This window comes from Nitrospirillum goiasense, assembly GCF_034427435.1.
Taxonomy (GTDB): domain Bacteria; phylum Pseudomonadota; class Alphaproteobacteria; order Azospirillales; family Azospirillaceae; genus Nitrospirillum.
In genome coordinates, this window is sequence record NZ_JAXQNP010000002.1 from 775,162 (window position 1) to 796,233 (window position 21,072).

General features: G+C 67.7%; 25 protein-coding genes. 13 read left to right on the forward strand and 12 right to left on the reverse strand.

Annotated features, from left to right (window positions below):
• Positions 1-8 precede the first annotated feature (8 nt).
• The 5 genes from ULB03_RS05980 to ULB03_RS06000 form a co-directional block, all read right to left on the reverse strand.
• On the reverse strand, positions 9-326 hold the full coding sequence (locus ULB03_RS05980) for a hypothetical protein (protein ID WP_322482330.1): 318 nt from the start codon (positions 324-326) through the stop codon (positions 9-11).
• A gap of 5 nt (positions 327-331) precedes the next feature.
• Entirely contained in the window at positions 332-1,093 is a 762-nt protein-coding gene (locus ULB03_RS05985) for a DUF599 domain-containing protein (RefSeq protein ID WP_322482331.1), read from the reverse strand.
• Between the two features lie 109 nt (positions 1,094-1,202).
• A complete protein-coding gene (maiA, locus tag ULB03_RS05990) occupies positions 1,203-1,742 on the reverse strand; it encodes a maleylacetoacetate isomerase (RefSeq protein ID WP_322482332.1) in 540 nt (179 codons plus the stop codon).
• Positions 1,739-1,870, reverse strand: a complete 132-nt coding sequence (locus ULB03_RS05995; RefSeq protein ID WP_322482333.1) for a thioredoxin domain-containing protein — start codon at positions 1,868-1,870, stop codon at positions 1,739-1,741. The genes maiA and ULB03_RS05995 overlap by 4 nt, the downstream gene beginning before the upstream one ends.
• 42 nt (positions 1,871-1,912) lie before the next feature.
• Positions 1,913-3,004 (reverse strand): fumarylacetoacetate hydrolase family protein, encoded by a 1,092-nt coding sequence (locus tag ULB03_RS06000; RefSeq protein WP_322482334.1) that lies wholly within the window; start codon positions 3,002-3,004, stop codon positions 1,913-1,915.
• Positions 3,005-3,358: 354 nt separating this feature from the next.
• Here ULB03_RS06000 and ULB03_RS06005 point away from each other — a divergent pair, with 354 nt between their 5' ends.
• A complete protein-coding gene (locus ULB03_RS06005; RefSeq protein WP_322482335.1) occupies positions 3,359-3,835 on the forward strand; it encodes a MarR family winged helix-turn-helix transcriptional regulator in 477 nt (158 codons plus the stop codon).
• A gap of 363 nt (positions 3,836-4,198) precedes the next feature.
• Here ULB03_RS06005 and ULB03_RS06010 read toward each other — a convergent pair whose 3' ends face one another.
• Both ULB03_RS06010 and ULB03_RS06015 read right to left on the reverse strand, forming a co-directional pair.
• Positions 4,199-6,397 carry a xanthine dehydrogenase family protein molybdopterin-binding subunit gene (locus tag ULB03_RS06010; protein WP_322482336.1) on the reverse strand — a complete coding sequence of 733 codons (2,199 nt, stop codon included), beginning with the start codon at positions 6,395-6,397 and terminating at the stop codon, positions 4,199-4,201.
• 2 nt (positions 6,398-6,399) lie between these two features.
• Positions 6,400-6,864, reverse strand: a complete 465-nt coding sequence (locus tag ULB03_RS06015) for a (2Fe-2S)-binding protein (protein WP_322482337.1) — start codon at positions 6,862-6,864, stop codon at positions 6,400-6,402.
• 609 nt (positions 6,865-7,473) lie between these two features.
• Between ULB03_RS06015 and ULB03_RS06020 the strand changes: the two genes are divergently transcribed.
• The 4 genes from ULB03_RS06020 to ULB03_RS06035 all read left to right on the forward strand — a co-directional run bounded on the left by ULB03_RS06020 (position 7,474) and on the right by ULB03_RS06035 (position 10,575).
• The gene (locus ULB03_RS06020) at positions 7,474-8,184 is read left to right on the forward strand and encodes a transporter substrate-binding domain-containing protein (protein ID WP_322482338.1); all 711 of its coding nucleotides are present in this window, start codon (positions 7,474-7,476) and stop codon (positions 8,182-8,184) included.
• Positions 8,171-8,509 (forward strand): hypothetical protein, encoded by a 339-nt coding sequence (locus ULB03_RS06025; protein WP_322482339.1) that lies wholly within the window; start codon positions 8,171-8,173, stop codon positions 8,507-8,509. Before ULB03_RS06020 ends, ULB03_RS06025 begins: the two co-directional genes overlap by 14 nt.
• A 165-nt stretch (positions 8,510-8,674) precedes the next feature.
• On the forward strand, positions 8,675-9,925 hold the full coding sequence (locus ULB03_RS06030; protein ID WP_322482340.1) for a dicarboxylate/amino acid:cation symporter: 1,251 nt from the start codon (positions 8,675-8,677) through the stop codon (positions 9,923-9,925).
• A gap of 434 nt (positions 9,926-10,359) precedes the next feature.
• Positions 10,360-10,575, forward strand: coding sequence for a hypothetical protein (locus ULB03_RS06035; protein ID WP_322482341.1), 216 nt, complete (start codon positions 10,360-10,362; stop codon positions 10,573-10,575).
• 149 nt (positions 10,576-10,724) lie between these two features.
• Here ULB03_RS06035 and ULB03_RS06040 read toward each other — a convergent pair whose 3' ends face one another.
• The 3 genes from ULB03_RS06040 to hslV form a co-directional block, all read right to left on the reverse strand.
• Positions 10,725-10,949, reverse strand: a complete 225-nt coding sequence (locus ULB03_RS06040) for a hypothetical protein (RefSeq protein ID WP_322482342.1) — start codon at positions 10,947-10,949, stop codon at positions 10,725-10,727.
• 319 nt (positions 10,950-11,268) lie between these two features.
• Entirely contained in the window at positions 11,269-12,579 is a 1,311-nt protein-coding gene (gene hslU / locus ULB03_RS06045) for an ATP-dependent protease ATPase subunit HslU (RefSeq protein ID WP_322482343.1), read from the reverse strand.
• Positions 12,580-12,587: 8 nt separating this feature from the next.
• Complete coding sequence (gene hslV / locus ULB03_RS06050) at positions 12,588-13,148, reverse strand: ATP-dependent protease subunit HslV (RefSeq protein ID WP_322482344.1); 561 nt, start codon at positions 13,146-13,148, stop codon at positions 12,588-12,590.
• A gap of 140 nt (positions 13,149-13,288) precedes the next feature.
• On the opposite strand from hslV, the gene hisB reads away from it, so the two are divergent.
• The 8 genes from hisB (at position 13,289) to hmpA (ending at position 19,056) form a co-directional block, all read left to right on the forward strand.
• Positions 13,289-13,912 (forward strand): imidazoleglycerol-phosphate dehydratase HisB, encoded by a 624-nt coding sequence (gene hisB / locus ULB03_RS06055; protein ID WP_322482345.1) that lies wholly within the window; start codon positions 13,289-13,291, stop codon positions 13,910-13,912.
• 30 nt (positions 13,913-13,942) lie between these two features.
• The gene (gene hisH, locus ULB03_RS06060) at positions 13,943-14,608 is read left to right on the forward strand and encodes an imidazole glycerol phosphate synthase subunit HisH (protein ID WP_322482346.1); all 666 of its coding nucleotides are present in this window, start codon (positions 13,943-13,945) and stop codon (positions 14,606-14,608) included.
• A gap of 67 nt (positions 14,609-14,675) precedes the next feature.
• A complete protein-coding gene (locus ULB03_RS06065; RefSeq protein ID WP_322482347.1) occupies positions 14,676-15,269 on the forward strand; it encodes a GNAT family N-acetyltransferase in 594 nt (197 codons plus the stop codon).
• An 8-nt stretch (positions 15,270-15,277) separates the two neighbouring features.
• Positions 15,278-16,018, forward strand: a complete 741-nt coding sequence (hisA, locus tag ULB03_RS06070) for a 1-(5-phosphoribosyl)-5-[(5-phosphoribosylamino)methylideneamino]imidazole-4-carboxamide isomerase (RefSeq protein ID WP_322482348.1) — start codon at positions 15,278-15,280, stop codon at positions 16,016-16,018.
• On the forward strand, positions 16,018-16,779 hold the full coding sequence (hisF, locus tag ULB03_RS06075) for an imidazole glycerol phosphate synthase subunit HisF (RefSeq protein WP_322482349.1): 762 nt from the start codon (positions 16,018-16,020) through the stop codon (positions 16,777-16,779). Before hisA ends, hisF begins: the two co-directional genes overlap by 1 nt.
• Positions 16,780-16,799: 20 nt before the next feature.
• Positions 16,800-17,129, forward strand: a complete 330-nt coding sequence (locus ULB03_RS06080) for a phosphoribosyl-ATP diphosphatase (protein ID WP_322482350.1) — start codon at positions 16,800-16,802, stop codon at positions 17,127-17,129.
• Between the two features lie 52 nt (positions 17,130-17,181).
• Positions 17,182-17,544 carry a histidine triad nucleotide-binding protein gene (locus tag ULB03_RS06085; protein ID WP_322482351.1) on the forward strand — a complete coding sequence of 121 codons (363 nt, stop codon included), beginning with the start codon at positions 17,182-17,184 and terminating at the stop codon, positions 17,542-17,544.
• Between the two features lie 297 nt (positions 17,545-17,841).
• Entirely contained in the window at positions 17,842-19,056 is a 1,215-nt protein-coding gene (gene hmpA, locus ULB03_RS06090; RefSeq protein ID WP_322482352.1) for an NO-inducible flavohemoprotein, read from the forward strand.
• A 79-nt stretch (positions 19,057-19,135) separates the two neighbouring features.
• Here the strand turns inward: hmpA and ULB03_RS06095 are convergent, their stop codons facing one another.
• Positions 19,136-19,720 (reverse strand): TIGR00730 family Rossman fold protein, encoded by a 585-nt coding sequence (locus tag ULB03_RS06095; RefSeq protein ID WP_322482353.1) that lies wholly within the window; start codon positions 19,718-19,720, stop codon positions 19,136-19,138.
• A 79-nt stretch (positions 19,721-19,799) separates the two neighbouring features.
• A complete protein-coding gene (gene dnaJ / locus ULB03_RS06100; RefSeq protein ID WP_322482354.1) occupies positions 19,800-20,942 on the reverse strand; it encodes a molecular chaperone DnaJ in 1,143 nt (380 codons plus the stop codon).
• Positions 20,943-21,072: the final 130 nt, after the last annotated feature.

The window sequence follows — 21,072 nt, forward strand, 5'->3', positions numbered from 1 at the left end:
GTCCGGAGCTAAACGGCATCCCCGAATAGCCCCGCATACCACCAAGCTTCGGGCTGGTGTAGCCATTCACGGTTGGCATCCGTCTCGAACTTGGCCAATTGCCGCGTCTTGGCACCGTAGCGATGGCATAAAGCGAGAAGCTGCTTCAGTTCATCGTCGTCCGGAGCGTGCCTGAGCTGCACGACAAGACCGCGCGAGCCGTCACCGAAGAACTTCCCGACACAGGTGATGCTGGCCAGCCATTGGAAGAACACACGTTCGTCGCTGTGGTCCAGGTACTGAACCCCGGTGTCCATTTGAGTCAGGGTCAAGAAATCGTCCGTCATTCCCTTCAGCCCCCTTCCGGCGGCAGGGGGCGGCTGCGTTCCGGCAGCACCATCTGCACCGCCGTGCCGAAGCGGCGCACGGCGTGGAAGGCGCGGGAGTGGAAGTGGCGGCGGACCAGCACCACGATCACCAGGGTGGTGGAGGCCATGAAGGCCAAGGGGTGGACGAACCAGCCCAGCGCCGCGAAGCCGAAGTAATAGGCCCGCACCCCGGCGTTGAAGCTCTGCACCGCCAGGGACAGCAGGGCCGCCGCCGCGTCCGCCGCCTCTTCCACATCCACGCTGGGCGGATGGTTGGTGGCGTCGGGCATGGCGCCGATCAGGGCGCAGGTATAGTTGTACTGCCGCACCGCCCAGGTGAACTGGAAGAAGGCGTAGACCAGCACGCCCAGCAGCAGGAACAGCTTCACCTCCACCAAGGCGCCCGACGCGGTGCTGGTGACGTGCATCTTTTCCACCAGCGCCGCCAGCCGGTCGGCGTTCACCAGGGCGCTGAGGTCACCGGCGATCAGCAGCACGGTGGTGGAGGCGAAGAAGGACACGCTCTGGATCAGGTGGCCCAGCAACTGCCCATCCAGCAGGCGGGTGTCGCGCGCCTGCATGTTGCGCATCCACACCTCGCGCACCGTGCGCATGTGCAGGTTCAGGCTGGCCGGCGCGCCCGGCAGGCGGAAGATGACGTTATAGCCGCCCCACAGACCGAAGAAGGTGAGGAGGGCCAGAAGGTCCAGCGGCGCCAGGTCGAAGGGCATGGGGTCGAACGCCATGGGGCGGGGCCCGTGTCAGGCAAGGGTGGGGCGAAAGCGGCGCCATCATGCCCTGCCGCCGCGCGCCAGGCGAGCGGAAGCTGAAGCGCCGTGCCGGTCAGGCGCCCCCTTACCCCGCCGGTGGCGCGTCGGCCTGACGGTCGGGTGCCGCGTCGGCGAAGGCCGGCAGGGCCAGGCACGCCTGGTCGATGGCCACCAGGGTGGGACAGGCGGAGAGGTCGGCGTTGAAGCGCCGGGCGTTGAACATCTGCGGCACCAGGGTCAGGTCCGCCAGGCCGGGCGTGTCGCCGACGCAGAAGCGGCCCGCCTGGGGCCTCACCATCGCCTCCACCGCCGCCAGGCCGGTTTCCATCCAGTGGCGCACCCAGCGGCCCGCCCGTTCCTCATCCACGCCCATTTCACCCTTCAGGTATTTCTGGACGCGCAGGTTGTTGAGGGGGTGGATGTCGCAGGCAATGGCCAGGGCCACGGCCCGGGCCCGGGCCCGGGCCGTGGGGTCCGCCGGCAGCAGGGCGGGGGTGGGGTACACCTCCTCCAGATACTCCACGATGGCCAGCGACTGGGTCAGCAGATGGCGGCCGTCCGCATCCTCCACCGCCAGGGTGGGCAACTGGCCCTGCGGGTTCAGGGCCAGGTAATTTGGCTTCAACTGCTCCCCCCATCGCGCAGCAGGTGCACCGGCACCTGCTCGGCCGTCAGGCCCTTCAGGTTCAGGGCGATGCGCACGCGGTAGGCGGCCGAGGAACGGAAGTAGGTGTAGAGGGCGAGCGAGGCCATGCGGCGGAGGTCCTTAAGGCGGTCCTTGGGGAAGATCGGCCGTCAGGGCACCGGGGCGGGAACGGGCTCCGGCGCCACCGGCTGGGGCTGGTATTCGGCCACCGTCTGCTCGATGGCGCCGAAGATGCTGGCGCCGGCGGCGTCCCGCATCTCGATGCGCACGCTGTCGCCGAAGCGCAGGAAGGGCGTCTTGGGCTGACCCTGCAACAGGGTTTCCACGGTGCGCACCTCCGCCAGGCAGGAGTAGCCGACGCCGCCCTGGGACAGCGGCAGGCCCGGCCCGCCGTCCGGCCCCCGGTTGGACACGGTGCCGGATCCGATGATGGTGCCGGCGGCCAGGGGCCGCGTGCGCGCGGCATGCGCGATCAACTGGCCGAAATCGAAGGTCATGTCGACCCCGGCGTTGGGCCGGCCGAAGGGCTGGCCGTTGATGAAGGACAGCAACTCCAGGTGCAGCTTGCCCGCGCGCCAGGCATCGCCCAGCGCGTCCGGCGTCACCGCCACGGGGGCGAAGGCGCTGGACGGCTTGGACTGGAAGAAGCCGAAGCCCTTGGCCAGTTCCCCCGGGATCAGGCCGCGCAGGGACACGTCGTTGACCAGCATGACCAGGCGGATCAGGCCGCGTGCCTCGTCCGCCGACACGCCCATGGGCACGTCGCCGGTGACCACCGCCACCTCCCCCTCCAGGTCGATGCCCCAGGCCTCGGTGGCCATCAGGATGGGATCGCGGGGGCCGAGGAAGCTGTCGGACCCGCCCTGGTACATCAGCGGGTCGGTCCAGAAGCTGGGCGGCATGTCGGCGCCGCGCGCCTTGCGCACCAGTTCCACATGGTTGACGTAGGCCGAGCCGTCCGCCCACTGGTAGGCGCGGGGCAGCGGGGCCATGCAGGCGGCCTCATCGAACGCCTCGAACGGGGCGATGCCCTCATCCAGTTCGGCGGCCACCTCCGCCAAGCGGGGGGCCACCTGCGCCCAATCGTCCAGCGCCTGCTGCAGCGTGGCGGCAATGCCCGGCACCGCGCGGAAGCGCGCCAGGTCGGCCGATACGACGACCAGGATGCCGTCACGGCCCACCTTGGCCTGCAAGGCGCCATCCAGCGTCCGGTCCAGCGATTTCAGGGTAGCCAGCTTCATGGGGGCCCTTCTTCAGTCGTCTTCACGGCCGCCGTGACCTCAAGCGTGACCTCGAGGCGGAGCCCGGCGGGTCAGCAGGGTCGGCAGGAAAAACGGCGCCCTCAAGGCGGCCGACACATCCCAAAGGGATGGCGGCGCCTTGAGACCACGAAAGAACGGGGCTGTTTCCTCCCAACCCGTCTTCCATCCCCGGGGCGGCGCCCGTTAAGGCAACCCCAATGACAGGATGGACAGCGGTCGGTTTTATCGTTTCAAATGAAACGTTGTAATAACAGTAGGCTGGGATGGCTGGCCCTGTCAAGCCGCCCCCTGCCGCAGGCGCCACCGCCACCGTCTTGTTACAGGTCCGTCCCCATGCCCCCCGACTTGCGGCTCAACCGCTTCCTGCCCTACCGCCTCAACATCCTGTCGAAGAAGGTCAGCCTGGCGCTGGCCACGCGCTATCAGGAACGCTTCGGCCTCAGCATTCCGGAATGGCGGGTGTTCGCCACCCTGGGCCAGGAACAGCCGCTGTCGTCCAACGACATCGTGGAGCGGACGGCCATGGACAAGGCCAAGGTCAGCCGGGCGGTGAACCGGCTGGTGGGCGCCGGGCTGCTGGACCGCCAGCCCCACCCCCACGACCAGCGCCTGTTGCGCCTGTCGTTCAGCCGCAAGGGCCGCGAGCTGTACGCCCAGGTGGCGCCGGAGGCCCTGGCCTGGGAAGCGCAGCTGCTGTCCGTGCTGACGGATGCCGAACGCGACCAGTTGTGGGCGCTGATGGAAAAGCTGGAACAGCGGGTGGCGGAAGAAATTCCCGCGTCCACGCCGCTGTCGGATGGTCTGGATTAAGGGTGCCTCGGGTGCTGGCTGGCCCATCCGGGCCTTATACACGCGGCATTTGAACGTGACCGTTTAAATGCCCCCTCAGGCGCCGGGCGGCGGACATCCGTCCGCCTAGGCTCGTCCTCGCTGCGCCCCCCTATACACTAACTGGGCGGTGCTCGCTCCGGCGGCCCCGGTCGGGGCCTACAGCGGCACGAGTCACCATCTCGTGCCGCTGGTATCAGGCTATCCTCAGTTTCCGGCCCACGGCGTTCCCCGGAAACTTCCGAAACTTCCGGCGCGTGCGGTCGCACCCTGCAGTGACGTGGGACTGCTCCCACGTCACTGCAGGGTGCGTTAAGGCGACGGTGGGCCACCGTCGCGCGTCACTCACACGCTGACCGACCCGGCGAAGGGCAGGTCGCGGATGCGCTTGCCGGTCAAGGCGGCGATGGCGTTGGCCACCGCCGGCCCCAGGGGCGGCACGCCCGGCTCGCCAACGCCCGTGGGCGGGTTGGCGCTGGGGACGATGTGCACCTCCACCTTGGGCATCTCATCGATGCGCAGGCAGCGGTAGCTGTCGAAGTTGGCCTGGTCGACCACGCCGTCGGTCATGGTGATGGCGCCGAACATGACGGCGCCCAGGCCGAAGCCGATGCCGCCCTCCATCTGTGCCTTGACCACGTCCGGGGTGACGGCGATGCCGCAATCGACGGCGCAGACCACGCGTTCCACCTTGATGCGGCCCTTGTCATCCTGCGATACCTCGGCCACGTGGGCGACGACGGAGCGGAAGCTTTCCGCCACCGCCACGCCCCGCGCCCAGCCCTTGGGCAGGGGCTTGCCCCAATCGGCCTTTTCCACCGCCAGATTCAGCACCGCCAGGTGGCGCGGGTGCTTTTCCATCAGCTTGCGCCGGAAGGCCACGGGATCTTGGCGCGCCTCCGCCGCCAGTTCATCGATGAAGGTTTCCACGGCGAAGGCGGTGTGGGTGGACCCCACCGAGCGCCACCACAGCACCGGCACGGGTGAGGTGGTGGTGTGCAGGTCCACCAGGCGGTTGGGGATGGTGTAGGGAATTTCCGCCGCCCCCTCGACCGAGGTCGCGTCGGGCTTGCCCGGCTGTTCAAAGGGGCTGCCGGCCATGATGCTCTGCCCGACGATGCGGTGGCGCCAGGCCAGGACGCTGCCGTCCGCGCCCAGCTTGGCCTCCATGCCGTGGACGTACAGCGGGCGGTAGCGCCCGCCGCGGATGTCATCCTCCCGCGACCAGATCAGCTTCACCGGCCGCCCGGCCAGCTTACCGCCCTGCACCTTGGCATCCGACAGCGCCTTGGCGATGGACACGCCCTCGACGATGTAGTCCGACTCGACATTGGCGCGGCGGCCGAAGCTGCCGCCGGCATAGACGGTGTGGATGGTCACCTGTTCCGGTTTCAGGCCGGCCGTCTTGGCGGCGTTGGCCTGGTCGATGGTCTGGAACTGGTCGCCCGCCCAGATCTCGCAGGCGTCCTTGCCCAGCTTGACCACGCAGGTCAGCGGTTCCATGGGCGCGTGGGCCAGGTAGGGGAAGGTGAATTCCGCCTTCAGGGTCTTGGCCCCCTTCACGGCGTCGACATCGCCCTCCTTGGTCACCAACTGGCCCGGCTTGGGCAGCAGGGCCTTGTAGTCGGCGATGATGGCCTCGGTGCCACGCCTCTCGGCCTTGGACTCGTCCCACGTGACCTTCAGCGCCTCCCGCCCCTGGTGCGCCGCCCAGTAGGAGGTGGCGAGCACGGCCACGCCGCGCGGGATCTGCACCACCTCGACCACGCCCTTCACCGCCTTCGCCGCCTTGGCGTCGATGGCCTGGGCCGTGGCGCCGAAGCGGGGCGGACGCTGCACCACCGCCACCAGCATGCCGGGCTGGACGACGTCGATGGCGAAGACGGCCTTGCCCGTCGTCTTCTCCGCGCTGTCCTTGCGCGGCAGCTTGGTGCCGACCAGGGTGAAGGACTTGGGGTCCTTCAGCGGCACGTCGGCGGGCACGGGCAGGGTGGCGGCCGTCGCGGCCAGCTCACCAAAGGTGGCCTTATGCGTGCCGGAGGACACGACGCCCTTGGACACGGTGATGGCGGAGGCTGGGACGCCCCAGGTCTGGGCGGCGGCGGCCACCAGCAGGGCGCGGGCCGTGGCGCCGGCCTGGCGCAGCTGGGTCCAGGAATTATAGACGGAGGTGGACCCGCCCGTGCCCTGGATGGGCCCAAAGGCGGTGTTGTTGTACAGCTTGGCGTTGGCGGGGGCGTGTTCCGCCCGCATCTGCGCCCAGTCGGCGTCCATCTCCTCCGCCACGATGGCGGTCAGGCCGGTGAAGACGCCCTGCCCCATCTCCAGGTGCTTGATCAGCACGGTGACGGTGTTGTCCGGCGCCACCGTGACGAAGGCGTTGGGCTCGAAAGCCTTGGCGGCGGCCGCGGCGGCTTGGGCCCGGCGGCTGGTGCCGGTCCAGGTGAAGCCTACCATCAGGCCGACGCCGGCCCCGCCGGTGACCTGCAGGAAACGGCGGCGGGAGGCGCTTTCGGGGCTTTGGGTCATGTGTCCATCGGGCATGATCAGATCTCCAGCGCCTTGGCCGCCGCGTGAATGGCGGCGCGGATACGGACATAGGTGGAGCAGCGGCAGAGGTTGCCGCTCATGGCGCTGTCGATGTCCTGGTCGGTGGGCTTGGCGTTATCGGTCAGCAGGGCGACGGCCGACATGATCTGGCCCGACTGGCAATAGCCGCACTGGACCACGTCCAGCTTGACCCAGGCGTCCTGCACCGCCTTTGCCACCTTGCCTTCGATTCCCTCGATCGTGGTCACCTTGGACCCGGCGATGGAGCCGATGGGGGTGGAACAGGCGCGCACGGGCTGGCCGTCGACATGCATGGTGCAGGCGCCGCACTGGGCGGCGCCACAGCCGAACTTGGACCCCGTCTTGCCCGCGATCTCCCGCACCGCCCAGAGGAGCGGCATGTCGGGATCGGCATCGACCGACCAGGGCTTTCCGTTGAGGGTGAGATTGATGGGTGGCATGGGATGGCTTCCAATCCTTGGGGTTGGTCGTGCGGTTCCCGTTGCACCCGCGCCCCCCGACGGCCATCCGGCGGAAAGCATGGGCCAAGCCCAACCCCACCCGATGCGGCGGATGGCGAAGGTGGCCCCTGATCAGGGATGCGTGGATGCGGGACGGCGGGCAACCCCACGCCCGCCGAAGTCATCGCTTTACCATGATCGTGTAGAAATGGCCAATTCGGCCAAATGGCTGTCTTGCGAAATCATCCCATTATTCCCATGTGACGGCCATTCCCGACGCCCGTGTCGCGGCCTTTACTTTGCTGGAAGCGCTATTTCCGTCCAGATATAGCGTTTATTCAGCCAACCCCAACAGTCTGCCTTATTGTTGCCATCCGGCGGAAACATCGTCCGGGGCGCCCTCGGCACTAGGCGCGCGCGTGGGCCTTTTGTATCCTGCCGCCGACGGTGACGACGCTTTGGATGCCAGACGGTGAGGGGGACTAAGCCGTTGAGGCGCAAGGCCACCCTCTCCGCACGGGACTCAGGGGCGATGGTATGGGGCGGGGCATGGGGCGAGCCGGAATAGGGCAGGCCACACGATATGGAACGCGGCGGCTGGGCGCGCGCGTGGCGGTTTGGCTGCTGCTGGGCCTGATGCTGGTGCTTGGGGCGGCACCGGCGCGGGCGGCGGCCAAGGCCCCCGTCACGGGCGGCACCCTGGATCAGGTGCGCCAGCGCGGCGTCCTGCGCTGTGGCGTCAACACCGGGCTGCCGGGCTTCGGCACGCCGGACAGCAATGGGGAATGGTCGGGCCTGGACGTGGATGTCTGTCGCGCCGTCGCCGCCGCCGTGTTGGGGGACGCGCGCAAGGTGCAGTTCATCCCCCTGGGCAGCCGCCAGCGCTTCAGCAGCCTGGCAGCCGGGGAGATCGACCTGCTGTCGCGCAACACCACCTGGACACTGAGCCGCGACGTGCAGGGCCTGGAATTCGCCCCGCCCGTCTATTACGACGGCCAGGCCTTCATGGTGCGCCGGTCCTTCCATGCCCGCAGCGTGCGCGAACTGGACGGCGCCACCATCTGCGTGCAGCAGGGCACCACCACCGAGGTGAACCTGGCCGACTATTTCCAGTCCACGGGCATGAAATACACCCCTGGCCATCGAGGATCTGGGGGAACTGGTCGCCGCCTTTTTCGCCGGCCGTTGCGACGCCTACACCACCGACGCGTCGGCCCTGGCCGCCACCCGTGCCGCCCAGACGACCAGCGCCGACGATTACCTGATCCTGCCCGAACTGATCTCGAAGGAGCCGCTGGCGCCCGCCGTGAGAAAGGGTGACGAACAGTGGTTCGACATCGTGAAGTGGACCATCTACGCCCTGATCGAGGCGGAAGAGCGCGGGGTCACCAAGGCCAACGTGCAGGACAACCTGGCCTCGGCCGCGCCGGGCGTGCAACGGCTGCTGGGCGTGCGCAGCGGGGCCGGCCTCGGCAAGTCGCTGGGCCTGGACGACCAGTGGGCGGTGCGCATCATCGCCCAGGTGGGCAATTACGGCGAAGTGTTCGAGCGCAATGTGGGCCGCAATTCCGTGCTGCGCCTGAACCGGGGACTGAACGCCCTGTGGAACCAGGGCGGCCTGATGTACGCCATGCCCATCCGGTGATCGAAAGACACAACAATTCCGGTAGGGCTGAGCCTTCCTGGCGAAGGCCGCCGTTGTGTCGGGACCGGTTTCAAGGCAAGTAGACAGCAACAGAAAATTTGACCGCGCCACAGTCGCCCCGCCGGATCGGTGGGGCCGGCGCCGGCCATCGGGGGATAGGTTTCAATGCAGCAAAAGCGCTTCACGCTGTTCGTCCTGGGCGCGATGGTCGCCGGCATCGCGGTGGGTGCCGTTGGGCACAGCCTGCCGGCGGCCGACGGGGCCTCGCTGGCCGGCACGCTGTCCATCCTGACGGACATCTTCCTGCGGCTGATCAAGATGATCATCGCCCCCCTGGTGTTCTCCACCCTGGTGGTCGGCATCGCGCATATGGAGGACGTGGCCGCCATCGGCCGCGTGGGCGTGAAGACGCTGGGCTGGTTCCTGCTGGCCGGCATCGTCTCGCTGGTCCTGGGCCTGGTCATGGTGCAGATCCTGGAGCCGGGCGTGGGCATGTCCCTGCCCGACCCGAGCACGGGCGGCAAGGCGCCGGACGCCGCCGTCTTCACCCTGAAGAACTTCATCGAGCACACCGTGCCCCGGTCGGTGATCGAGGCCATGGCGAACAACGAGATCCTGCAGATCGTCGTCTTCTCCATCTTCGCCGGCATCGCCATCGCCTCGGTGAAGGACAAGGTGCCGGTGGTGGTGCACCTGGTGGAGCAGATCGCCACCGTCATGCTGAAGATCACCAGCTACGTCATGATGTTCGCCCCCATCGCCATCTTCGCGGCCCTGGCCGCGACGGTGACGACGCAGGGATTGCAGGTGCTGGGCAGCTACGTGAAGTTCGTGGGCGGCTTCTACCTGGCCATGGCGCTGCTGTGGGGGGTGCTGCTGGCGGCGGCGGTGCCCTTCATCGGCGGCCGGGTGCGCGAGCTGGTCAGCGCCATCCGCCAGCCGGTGCTGCTGGCCTTCTCCACCGCCAGTTCCGAGGCGGCCTACCCGCGCACCCTGGAACGGCTGCAGGCCTTCGGTGCCGCCCGCAAGATCGTCAGCTTCGTCCTGCCGCTGGGGTATTCGTTCAACCTCGACGGCTCGATGATCTACTGCACCTTCGCCACCATGTTCATCGCCCAGGCCTATGGCATCCACATCAGCATCGGCCAGCAGGTGGAGATGCTGGGCCTGCTGCTGCTGACCAGCAAGGGCATCGCCGGCGTGCCGCGCGCCTCGCTGGTGGTCATCGCCGCGGCCCTGCCCTTTTTCCACATCCCGTCGGAAGGCATGGTGCTGGTGCTGGCCGTCGACCACTTGCTGGACATGGGCCGCAGCGCCACCAACGTGGTGGGCGTGTCGGTCGCCGCCGCCGTCATCGCCAAGTGGGAGGGCCTGCTGGGCGCTGGCCATTTGGCCGACGGGGAAGAGGACATCTGATCCCCCCTTCTTTCTTCCCGGCCTTTCCGGCGCCCCCAGGGTGGCGGAAGGACGCACCTTGGATCGACGGCGGGCCCCCGGGCCCGCCGTTTTCCGTTCCGGACAGGGCCGAACTGGCCCTAAAGTCTTGGCGGACCGTGGCTTTCCGCCCCCCCTGCGGCAGGGCGCCCTACCCCGCCCGGAACGCGACAATTCCGGGGTGCCGGCGCCGTACAACCGGCTATACGGCAAGGGTATGCCCGATGGCTGCTGACATTGGCGTCCACAAACCCGACATGCCCCTGTCATAGCCGTCTGCCATGGTCATGCTTGATCCATGGCGGCGGATGGCCGGCCCCGGCCCCCTTGATGGAAAAGGGGGTGGGCCTTGGAACCCCCGGCCTGGCGCAGGCTTGGGACGATGCCCGTGACGGACCCGAGAAGGGAGGGTGAACATGATGATGGTGCACCACGAACCCCGCCTGACCGACATGCTGGAGGACCCGGTGGTCCGCCTGATGATGGAGCGCGACGGCGTTTACCGCGACGATGTCCTGAAGCTGATGCGCAGCGTGGCCCAGAAGACGGCCAAGCCCACCATCAAGGCGGCCCCCGCCAAGGTCCCGGCGGCCAAGGCCCCCCCGGTGGAACCCGTCCTGGGGCATGCCTGACACCGTTTGGGCCGGACGCGATCCGGCGGCCGGCCCCCCCTAAGGCAGCCCCCCTGGATGCCCCCGGGAATAAAATATCGAGCGATTCAGCCAATAAAAAAGGCGGCCCAAAGGCCGCCCGGCGAACAATCGGACCTGATCAGACCAGGTTATTGTTCGGCCGGGGCCCCCGACAATTGTGCCGGTACCTTGGTCGGCGCGGCATTGGTCTCGCCCGAGGACGACCAGGCCGCCAGCAGGATCATGCCCACGGCGGTCACGGCCAGCAAAAGCCAGCGCCCGGCGCTCTTGTCCGCCGTTGGCCTCACCCGAACCAGTGGCAGGTCCGCCACCGTCTCTCCTGCGTCGCTGTTCATCTTGCCCCCGGATGTCATGTTCCTGGGTTGATCCTGTGCGGGAACAATAAAGTTACCCGTGGGGCCTATCAAACCCCCCTTAAGGTATAAATAGTCTATATTTTCATTAAAGAGAGTCTCTGTGTCATAGATCACACACTTCGATCGCAAATGAAATTTAAGTCAAATAATCCATTAACGGATTAAAAAGCCAAGACACCGTTGTCTTAACCCGGCGTCGCCATCCCGGCTTGGGCGGACGTGAAGGGCGGCGCGCGGCGCCCCGAAAAGCGCTCATGAAAAAGGGCGGGACCCGACGGCCCCGCCCTTCCCTCTGTCGACCCTCGGGCCGACGGCGTTACAGGATGAACTTGCTGAGGTCGGCGTTCTTGGCCAAGTCCGACACCTTCTCCCGCACATAGGCGGCGTCGATGGCCACGCTGCTGCCGGCCTGGTCGGCGGCGGTGAAGCTGATCTCCTCCAACAGGCGTTCCAGCACGGTGTGCAGGCGCCGCGCACCGATGTTCTCCACCGTGCTGTTGATCTGCACCGCCAGGCGCGCCAGCTCGTCGATGGCGTCGTCGGTGAAGCTGAGGGCCACGTCCTCGGTCTTCAGCAGGGCCACGTACTGCTTGATCAGGCTGGCCTCCGGCTCCGTCAGGATGCGGCGGAAGTCCTCCTCGGTCAGGGGCTTCAGTTCCACGCGGATGGGCAGGCGGCCCTGCAGTTCGGGCAGCAGGTCGGACGGCTTGGCCACATGGAAGGCGCCGGACGCGATGAACAGGATGTGGTCGGTCTTCACCGCGCCATGCTTGGTGTTGACCGTCGTGCCCTCGATCAGGGGCAGCAGGTCGCGCTGCACGCCTTCGCGGCTGACGTCGCCGCCGCCCCGGTTCTCGGAACGCGCCGTGATCTTGTCGATCTCATCCAGGAAGACGATGCCGTTCTGCTCGACGGCGTGGATGGCCTCGGCCACCACCGTCTCATTGTCCAGCAGCTTGTCGGACTCCTCGGCCATCAGCACGGTATGGCTTTCCGCCACCGTCATGCGGCGGGCCTTGGTGCGGCCGGCGAAGGCCTTGCCGAAGATGTCGCCCAGATTGATCATGCTCATGCTGCCGCCGGGCATGCCGGGGATGTCGAAGGCCGGGGCGGACGCGGCGTTGTCCTGCACCTGGACCTCGATCTCCTTGTCGTTCAGCTGGCCCTCGCGCAGCATCTTGCGGAACTTCTGCCGGGTTTCGGCCGAGGCGCCCTCGCCCACCAGGGCGTCCAGCACCCGTTCCTCGGCGCGCAGTTCGGCCTTGGCCGCCACCTCCTTGCGCAGGCGCTGGCGCGTGAGGGTGATGGCGATCTCCACCAGGTCGCGGACGATCTGTTCGACGTCGCGGCCGACATAGCCCACCTCGGTGAACTTCGTCGCCTCCACCTTCAGGAAGGGGGCCTGGGCCAGCTTGGCCAGGCGGCGCGCGATCTCGGTCTTGCCCACGCCGGTGGGGCCGATCATGAGGATGTTCTTGGGCAGAACCTCCTCCTTCAGGCCGTCCGGCAATTGCTGGCGGCGCCAGCGGTTGCGCAGGGCGATGGCAACGGCGCGCTTCGCATCCTTCTGGCCGACGATGTAGCGATCCAGTTCCGAGACGATTTCGCGGGGGGAGAACGAGGTCATCGCCGGGCTCACAGCTTTTCCAGGGTGATATTGCGGTTGGTGTAGACGCAGATGTCGGCGGCGATGCCCAGCGCCTTGCGGGCGATGGCCTCCGCATCCAGGTCGGGCTGGTCGATCAGGGCGCGGGCGGCGGCCAGGGCGTAGGGGCCGCCGGAACCGATGCCGATGATGCCGTCCTCCGGTTCCAGCACGTCGCCGTTGCCGGTCAGGATCAGGCTGGCTTGGCGGTCGGCCACGGCCATCATGGCCTCCAGCCGGCGCAGGTAGCGGTCGGTGCGCCAGTCCTTGGCCAATTCCACGGCGGCGCGGGTGAGCTGGCCCGGATACTGTTCCAGCTTGGCCTCCAGCCGTTCGAACAGGGTCATGGCGTCGGCCGTGGCGCCGGCGAAACCGGCCATGACCGAACCGCCGGCCAGCGGCCTGACCTTGCGGGCGTTGGACTTCATCACCGTGTTGCCCACCGACACCTGGCCGTCGCCGGCCACCACCACCTGGCCGTTCTTGCGGACGGAGAGAATGGTGGTGCCGTGCCACTGGATGGGGTCGTGGGTCTTGCCGTAGTCGGACATGGGAAGCGGTTCCGGTTGGAAAACGGGAAATCGGATAAGGGCCCACGGTATGTGGGATGGCGATGATGCGGGTCAAGCCATGCGCCAGAGTCTATGCTCCGCCCCTTTCACGGTAACAGCCTTGCTGCTAAGTAGTGCTTATGGACAGGAACGAACCAGCAGGCGCCCGCAGCAGCACTGTGGAGCGCAAGACCAAGGAAACGCAGATCAGCGTGACCGTGGATCTCGACGGTACCGGGCGTTACGACGTATCGACCGGCATCGGCTTTCTTGACCATATGCTGGAGCAGCTGTCGCGCCATTCGCTCATCGACCTGACGGTGCGCGCGGTGGGCGACCTGCACATCGATTTCCACCATACGACCGAGGACACCGGCATCGCCATCGGCGAGGCCGTGGCCAAGGCGCTGGGCGACCGGCGCGGCATCAACCGCTATGGCCACGCCTACATCCCCATGGATGAGACGCTGACCCGCGCGGCCATCGACCTGTCCAACCGGCCCTACCTGATCTGGAAGGTCCAGTTCACCCGCGACAAGCTGGGCGAGATGGACACGGAACTGTTCAAGGAATGGTTCCAGGCCTTCGCCTTCGCCGCCGGTGCCACCCTGCACATGGAAAACCTGTACGGGGAGAACAACCACCACATCGTGGAGAGTTGTTACAAGGCCCTGGCGCGGGCGCTGCGCGCCGCCATCGAGATCGACCCGCGCAAGGCCGACGCCGTGCCCTCCACCAAGGGTGTGCTGGGCGGCTCGCTCTGATCCTTCCTTACAGTCACAGGGTTCGCTTCAATGACCGCGACCTCTCCCGCCTCCGTGGCGCTCATCGACTACGGCTCCGGCAACCTGCGGTCCGCCGCCAAGGCGGTGGAACGGGCCGGGCATGAGGCGGGCCACCATGGCCTGACGGTCACCGTCACCGCCGACCCGGACGCCATCGCCAAGGCCGATCGCATCATCCTGCCCGGCGTGGGCGCCTTCGCCGACTGCATGGGCGGGCTGTTGGCCGTGGACGGGCTGCGCGACGCGCTGGAAGAGGCGGTCATCCGTCGTGGCCAGCCTTTCCTGGGCATCTGCGTCGGCATGCAGCTGATGGCGCGCGAGGGCCGGGAACATGGCGTTCACCCAGGGTTGGGCTGGATCGATGCGGTGGTGGAACGACTGACCCCGGCCGATCCCACGCTGAAGATCCCGCACATGGGATGGAACGAGCTGGTGCTGGACCAGCCGAAGCATCCCCTGCTGGACGGCATCGCCCCGGGCGCGCATGTCTATTTCGTGCATTCCTACGGCCTCAAGGTGGGCGACCCCACCCTGCTGAAGGCGCACGCCGATTACGCGGGCGTCGTGCCCGCCCTGGTCGGCCGCGACAATCTGGCGGGCACCCAGTTCCATCCGGAGAAAAGCCAGGCCACCGGCCTGCGGCTGATCGCCAATTTCCTGGGCTGGACACCCTGAGCCCGGCCCCCCAGCTATGGGATGTGGCCGATCCTGGCCGCGCCCCATCTCCAGTCTCGAGGTTCCCATGACCGGTGCCCACCAGCCGGCCGCCCCCGGCTCCCAGATCACCGTGGAGGTGGTGGAACGCCTGCGCCCCGGCGACATGGACGACCTGTGCGATGCCGCCGACCTGGCCATACGCGATGGCGGTGGCTTCGGTTGGGTGGCGCCGCCGGCCCGCGAGGCCATGGAGCGCTATTGGAAGGGCGTGATGGCGGTGCCGGAGCGCACCCTGGTGGTCGGCCGGCTGGACAGTGCCGTCGCCGGCTCCGCCCAGTTGGTGCGCCCCACCCGTAACAACGAGGCGCAGAGCTTCGCCTGCAACCTGACCACCAGCTTCGTCGCCCCCTGGGCGCGGGGCCATGGCCTGGCGCGCGCGCTGACCCTGGCGGTGGAGGCGGAGGCGCGCGCGGCCGGCTTCCGCATCCTGAACCTGGACGTCCGCGCCTCCCAGCATGCGGCCATCGCGCTGTACCGGGCGCTGGGCTACATCGAATGGGGCAGCCATCCCCATTATGCGCGGGTGGACGGCCGGGATATCCCGGGCCTGTTCTTTTACAAAGACCTGACTGAACCCAGCCGGCAGGAAGACCGGCCACCAGACATCAAGCGGGACTAGGGCGAACCATGATCATTTATCCGGCCATCGACCTTAAGGACGGCGCCTGCGTGCGCCTGGTGCGCGGCGACATGGACCAGGCGACGGTGTTCAACACCGACCCGGCCGACCAGGCGGCGCGGTTCGCGGCGCAGGGCTTCGAATGGCTGCATCTGGTCGACCTGAACGGCGCCTTCGCCGGCCGGCCGGTCAACGGCGACGCCGTGGCCGCCATCCTGGACCGGGTGAAGCTGCCGGTGCAACTGGGCGGCGGCATCCGCGATCTCGCCACCATCGAGGATTGGCTGAAGCGCGGGGTGGAGCGGGTGATCCTGGGCACCATCGCCGTGCGCGACCCCGAGCTGGTGAAGCAGGCCTGCCGCCTGTTCCCCGGCCGCGTGGCCGTGGGCATCGACGCCCGTGACGGCCGCGTGGCGGTGGAGGGCTGGGCCGAAGCATCGGACATCACCGCCCTGGACCTGGCCCTGAAGTTCGAGGATGCCGGCGTGGCCGCCATCATCTACACCGACATCGACCGCGACGGCGCCCTGGGCGGCGTGAACGTGGAGGCGACGGCGGACCTGGCCTCGCACCTGACCACGCCGGTCATCGCCTCGGGCGGGGTGTCCAGCATCGCCGACCTGACGGCGCTGAAGCGGCAGGAGGACACGGGCATCACCGGCGTCATCTGCGGCCGCGCCCTGTATGACGGCCGCATCGACCCAGTGGCGGCGCTGGCCCTGCTGAACCGCCCCAAGGAGATGGTGTGATGCTGAAACGCCGCATCATCCCCTGCCTGGACGTGAAGGACGGGCGCGTGGTCAAGGGCGTCAACTTCGTCGACCTGGTGGATGCCGGCGACCCGGTGGAACAGGCGCGCCTGTATGACGCCGCCGGGGCGGACGAGTTGACCTTCCTGGACATCACCGCCAGCCATGAGGGCCGCGACACCATCTTCGACGTCGTGCGCCGCACGGCGGAGCAGGTGTTCATGCCCCTGACGGTGGGCGGCGGGGTGCGCGTGGTGGAGGACATCCGCAAGCTGCTGCTGGCCGGCGCCGACAAGGTGTCGATCAACAGCGCCGCCGTCAGCCGGCCGGAATTCGTGCGTGAGGCGGCGGAGAAGTTCGGCGCCCAGTGCGTGGTGGTGGCCATCGACGCCAAGCGTCGCCCTGATGGCGGCTGGGGCGTCTATACCCACGGCGGCCGCAAGGAAACGGGGCTGGACGCGGTGGAGTGGGCCTGCCGCATGGCGGACTACGGCGCCGGCGAAATCCTGCTGACGTCCATGGACCGCGACGGCACCAAGAGCGGCTTTGACCTGGAACTGACCCGCGCCGTGGCCGACGCCGTGCCGGTGCCGGTGATCGCCTCCGGCGGGGTCGGCACCCTGGACCATCTGGTGGAGGGCGTCACCCAGGGGCACGCCTCGGCCGTGCTGGCCGCCAGCATCTTCCACTTCGGCACCTATTCCATCGCCGAGGCCAAGGCCCACATGGCCGCCGCCGGCATTCCCATGCGGGGGGCCTGACCATGGCGGGAAAGGGACCAATGGTTCCCAAGGGGGGCGAGCCGCTGCGCGACCTGTACGCCACCATCCTGGCGCGCAAGGGGGCCGATCCCGAAACCTCGCACACCGCCCGGCTGTTCAGCCGCGGCACGGCCAAGATCGCCCAGAAGGTGGGTGAGGAGGCGGTGGAGGCGGTGATCGAGGCCATGCGCGGCGACCGCGACAAGCTGGCGTCCGAATCAGCCGACCTGCTGTATCATCTGCTGGTGCTGTGGGCCGATGCCGGCCTGACCCCGGATGACATTTATGCCGTCCTGGCCGCCCGCCAGGGCGTCAGCGGCATCGAGGAAAAGAAGAACCGCAAGGGCTGACCCGCCTGCCGGCAGTTTCGTGGCCGCCCGGCGCTTGAGGGAGAAATCAAAGATGTCCTATGACACGACCAACATCTTCGCCCGCATCCTGCGCGGCGAGATCCCCTGCAAGAAGGCCTATGAGGACGACCACGTCCTGGCCTTCCACGACATCCACCCCCAGGCCCCGACCCACATCCTGGTGATCCCCAAGGGCGCCTATGTCAGCGCCGCCGACTTCGGGGCCAAGGCCAGCGATGCCGAGATCGCCGCCTTCACCCGCGCCGTCAGCCGCATCGCCGCCGAGGCGGGGGTCGAAGGCTCCGGCTATCGCCTGATCTCCAACCATGGGCCCGACAGCCACCAGGAAGTGCCGCATTATCACGTCCACATCCTGGGCGGCCGGCCGCTGGGCCGGCTGGTGACACCGCTTTAGAGTGTGATCGCTTCAGGTGCCTGAAGCGTGAATCACACGCCAAACCAGATGCTTAATGTTTTTCCGGCGATTCTGATCAAGTCGGAAAGACATTAACCGTCGTCACCCCAGACGCAAACAAGACAGACGCGAACAAGGCCGCCGAGGGCTTCCCGGCGGCCTTTTTCATGGGCGCATTTCCTATCCCGAAGCGTCAATGTCCTCTCAGAAAGATGTATTTGACATACGACATTTAGCCGATCACAAATACATTCATTGAAAATGAATGTTATGTCACCGCCGCCACAGGAGCTTGAAATGCCCACGTCGCTGAGCCCGGAAACCGTCGCGTTGGTCAAGGCCACGGTGCCCCTGCTGGCCGAACATGGCCCCGCCATCACCACGGCCATGTACCGCCGCCTGTTCCAGGACGCGCATATCCGTGCCCTGTTCAACCACGCCAACCAGGGCAAGGACGGTGCCCAGGTGCACGCCCTGGCCGGCGCCATCCTGGCCTATGCCCGCAATATCGATAACCTGGGCGCCCTGGTCCCGGTGGTGGAGCGCATCGCCCACAAGCACGTCGGCTATCACATCCTGCCGGAGCATTACCCCTTTGTGGCGACCGCCCTGCTGGGCGCCATCAAGGAGGTGCTGGGCGACGCCGCGACCGACGCCGTGCTGAACGCCTGGGGGGAGGCCTACTGGTTCCTGGCGGAGGTGCTGAAGGTCCGCGAAGCCGTGCTGCGCGGCGACGTGGCGGCGCAGGAGGGGGGCTGGACCGGCTGGCGCCGCTTCACCGTGGCCGACAAGGTGCGCGAAAGCGGGGTCATCACCTCCTTCATCCTGCGGCCGGCGGATGGCGGCGCCGTCCCGCGGCACAAGCCAGGCCAGTACCTGACCTTCCGCTTCCCCTTGAGCGACGGCACCGAGGTGAAGCGCACCTACTCCATCTCCTGCGCCCCGCAGGCCGGGCAATACCGCATCTCCGTGAAGCGGGAGGCCAACGGCAACGGCGGCTCCCGCCACCTGCACGACCACGTCCAGGTGGGCGACGTCATCGAGGCCACGCCACCGGCCGGCGACTTCTTCCTGGCCGAGGCGCCGACACGTCCGGTCATACTGCTGTCGGGCGGGGTCGGCCTGACCCCCATGGTCAGCATGGTGGAGGAGATCGCCGCCCGGCATCCGGGCCTGGAGACGCACTACATCCACGGCGCGCTGAACGGCACCACCCATGCCATGGACGCCCATGTCCGGGCCCTCGCCGCCCGCCACCCCACCATCAAGGTCGCCACCTTCTATAGCGATCCGCACCCGCAGGACCGCCTGGGCGTCACCCATGATGGGGAGGGGTTCATCAGCATCGACTGGCTGCGGGAGAACACGCCTCTACACCAAGCCGATATCTACCTGTGCGGGCCCAAGCCCTTCCTACGCACCTATCTCCGCGGCCTGGCCCTGGCGGGCGTGGCGGCGGACCGCCTCCATTACGAGTTCTTCGGCCCCGCCGATGACCTGATCGCGGCGTAAGGCGCGGGCCCTGAATCACGGGCAAGGAAAAGGCCGCCTGGGTCATTCCCGGCGGCCTTTATTCTTTCCCCGTGTCCTGTCAGCGCTCGTCCGGCTTGATCCACTTGGTCACGGCCGGCGGCTGATAGGCCCGCAGCTTGTCCAGCAACGCCTCCGCCGTGTCGGCCGTCACCAGCATGTCGCGGTGGTGCTGCTTCAGGAAGCCGGAGGTCACCACGCTGTCCAGGAAGGCGGTCAGGCCGTCATAGAAGCCGGCGACGTTATAGATGGCGCAGGGCTTCTGGTGATGGCCCAGCTGGGCCCAGGTCCAGACCTCGAACAGTTCCTCGAAAGTGCCGATGCCGCCGGGCAGGGCGATGAAGCCATCCGACAGCTCCGCCATCAGGGCCTTGCGCTCGTGCATGGAGGCGACCACGCGCAGGTCGGTCAGGCCGGCGTGGGCGATTTCCTTCTTCTTCAGCGATTCCGGGATGACGCCGATGACCTGGCCGCCCGCCGCCATCACGGCGTCGGCCACAGCGCCCATGAGGCCGACGGAGGCGCCACCGTAAACCAGGCCGATGCCGGCACCGGCCAAAACCCGGCCCAGGCCGCGTGCGGCCTCCAGGTACTGCGGATCGAAGCCGGGGCTGGAGCCGCAGAAAACGCACAGACGCTTCATCATCTTCCCCAAAAGAAAACGCCGGCGCGTCACCCCCGAACATTTAGGCAGGAGGCGGCGCGCCGGCGCGATTCAACGACCCTTATTCCTTCAGGTCGGCCCACAGCTCCTTCACCTTGGCGAAGAAGCCTTCCGACTCGGGGTGGGTTCCGCCCTTCTCTTCCCCGGCCTTCTCAAACTCGCGCAGCAGTTCCTGCTGGCGCTTCGTCAGGTTGACCGGGGTTTCGACCAGGGCGGTCACATACATGTCGCCGCGCTGGGTGCTGCGCAGCACGCTCATGCCCTTGCCCTTCAGGCGGAACTGGTGCCCGCTTTGGGTGCCCGGCGGGATGGAGACGCGGGCGCGGCTGCCGTCGATGGTCGGCACCTCGACCGTGCCGCCCAGGGCCGCCGTGGTCATGGGGATGGGCACCCGGCACTGGATGTTGGCGCCATCCCGCAGGAACAGCGCGTGCGGGGCGATGGCCAGGAAGATGTAGAGGTCGCCCGGGGGCGCCCCACGGGCCCCGGCCTCACCCTCGCCCGACAGGCGGATGCGGGTGCCGTCCTCGACACCGGCCGGGATGTTGACCTGAAGGGTCTTTTCCTTGCGCACGCGGCCGTGGCCGCCGCAGTTGCGGCAGGGGTCCTTGATCACCCGCCCGGCGCCGGAACAGGCCGGGCAGGTGCGTTCGATGGTGAAGAAGCCCTGCTGCGCCCGCACCTTGCCCGCGCCGTTGCAGGTGGGGCAGGTGACGGGCTGCGTGCCCGACTCGGCGCCGGTGCCGTTGCAGACGTCGCACGCGACCGAGGTCGGCACGCGCACGTTGGTGGAGGTGCCCTTGAAGGCGTCCTCCAGCGAGATTTCCAGGTTGTAGCGCAGGTCGCTGCCGCGGCCGGGCCCCTGCCCGCCCCCGCGCCGGCCGCCCATGAAGTCGCCGAACATCTCTTCGAAGATGTCGGCGAAGCCGCTGCCGAAATCGAAACCACCGGGGCCGCCGCCGGGGCGACCGCCGCCGTTCTCGAAGGCGGCATGGCCGAAGCGGTCGTAGGCCGCCCGCTTCTGCTCGTCCTTCAGGACCTCATAGGCTTCGCTGACTTCCTTGAATTTCTGCTCAGCCGCCTTGTCACCCTGATTGCGGTCGGGGTGATACTGCATGGCCAGCTTGCGGTACGCTTTTTTCAGGTCATCGGCCGAGGCGTTCTTCGCCACGCCGAGAAGTTCGTAATAATCCTGCTTCGCCATGTTCGGCCCTAAGCCCTTTCAGGGAGTGTCCAGAACCCGGGTCCTGCCTAGCCCCCATGAGAGTCCAAGGCCCATGCGGGCCAGGCCCCTGATGGGGCACAGGCCCGCCCCCCGGTTTTCACCGGCGGGC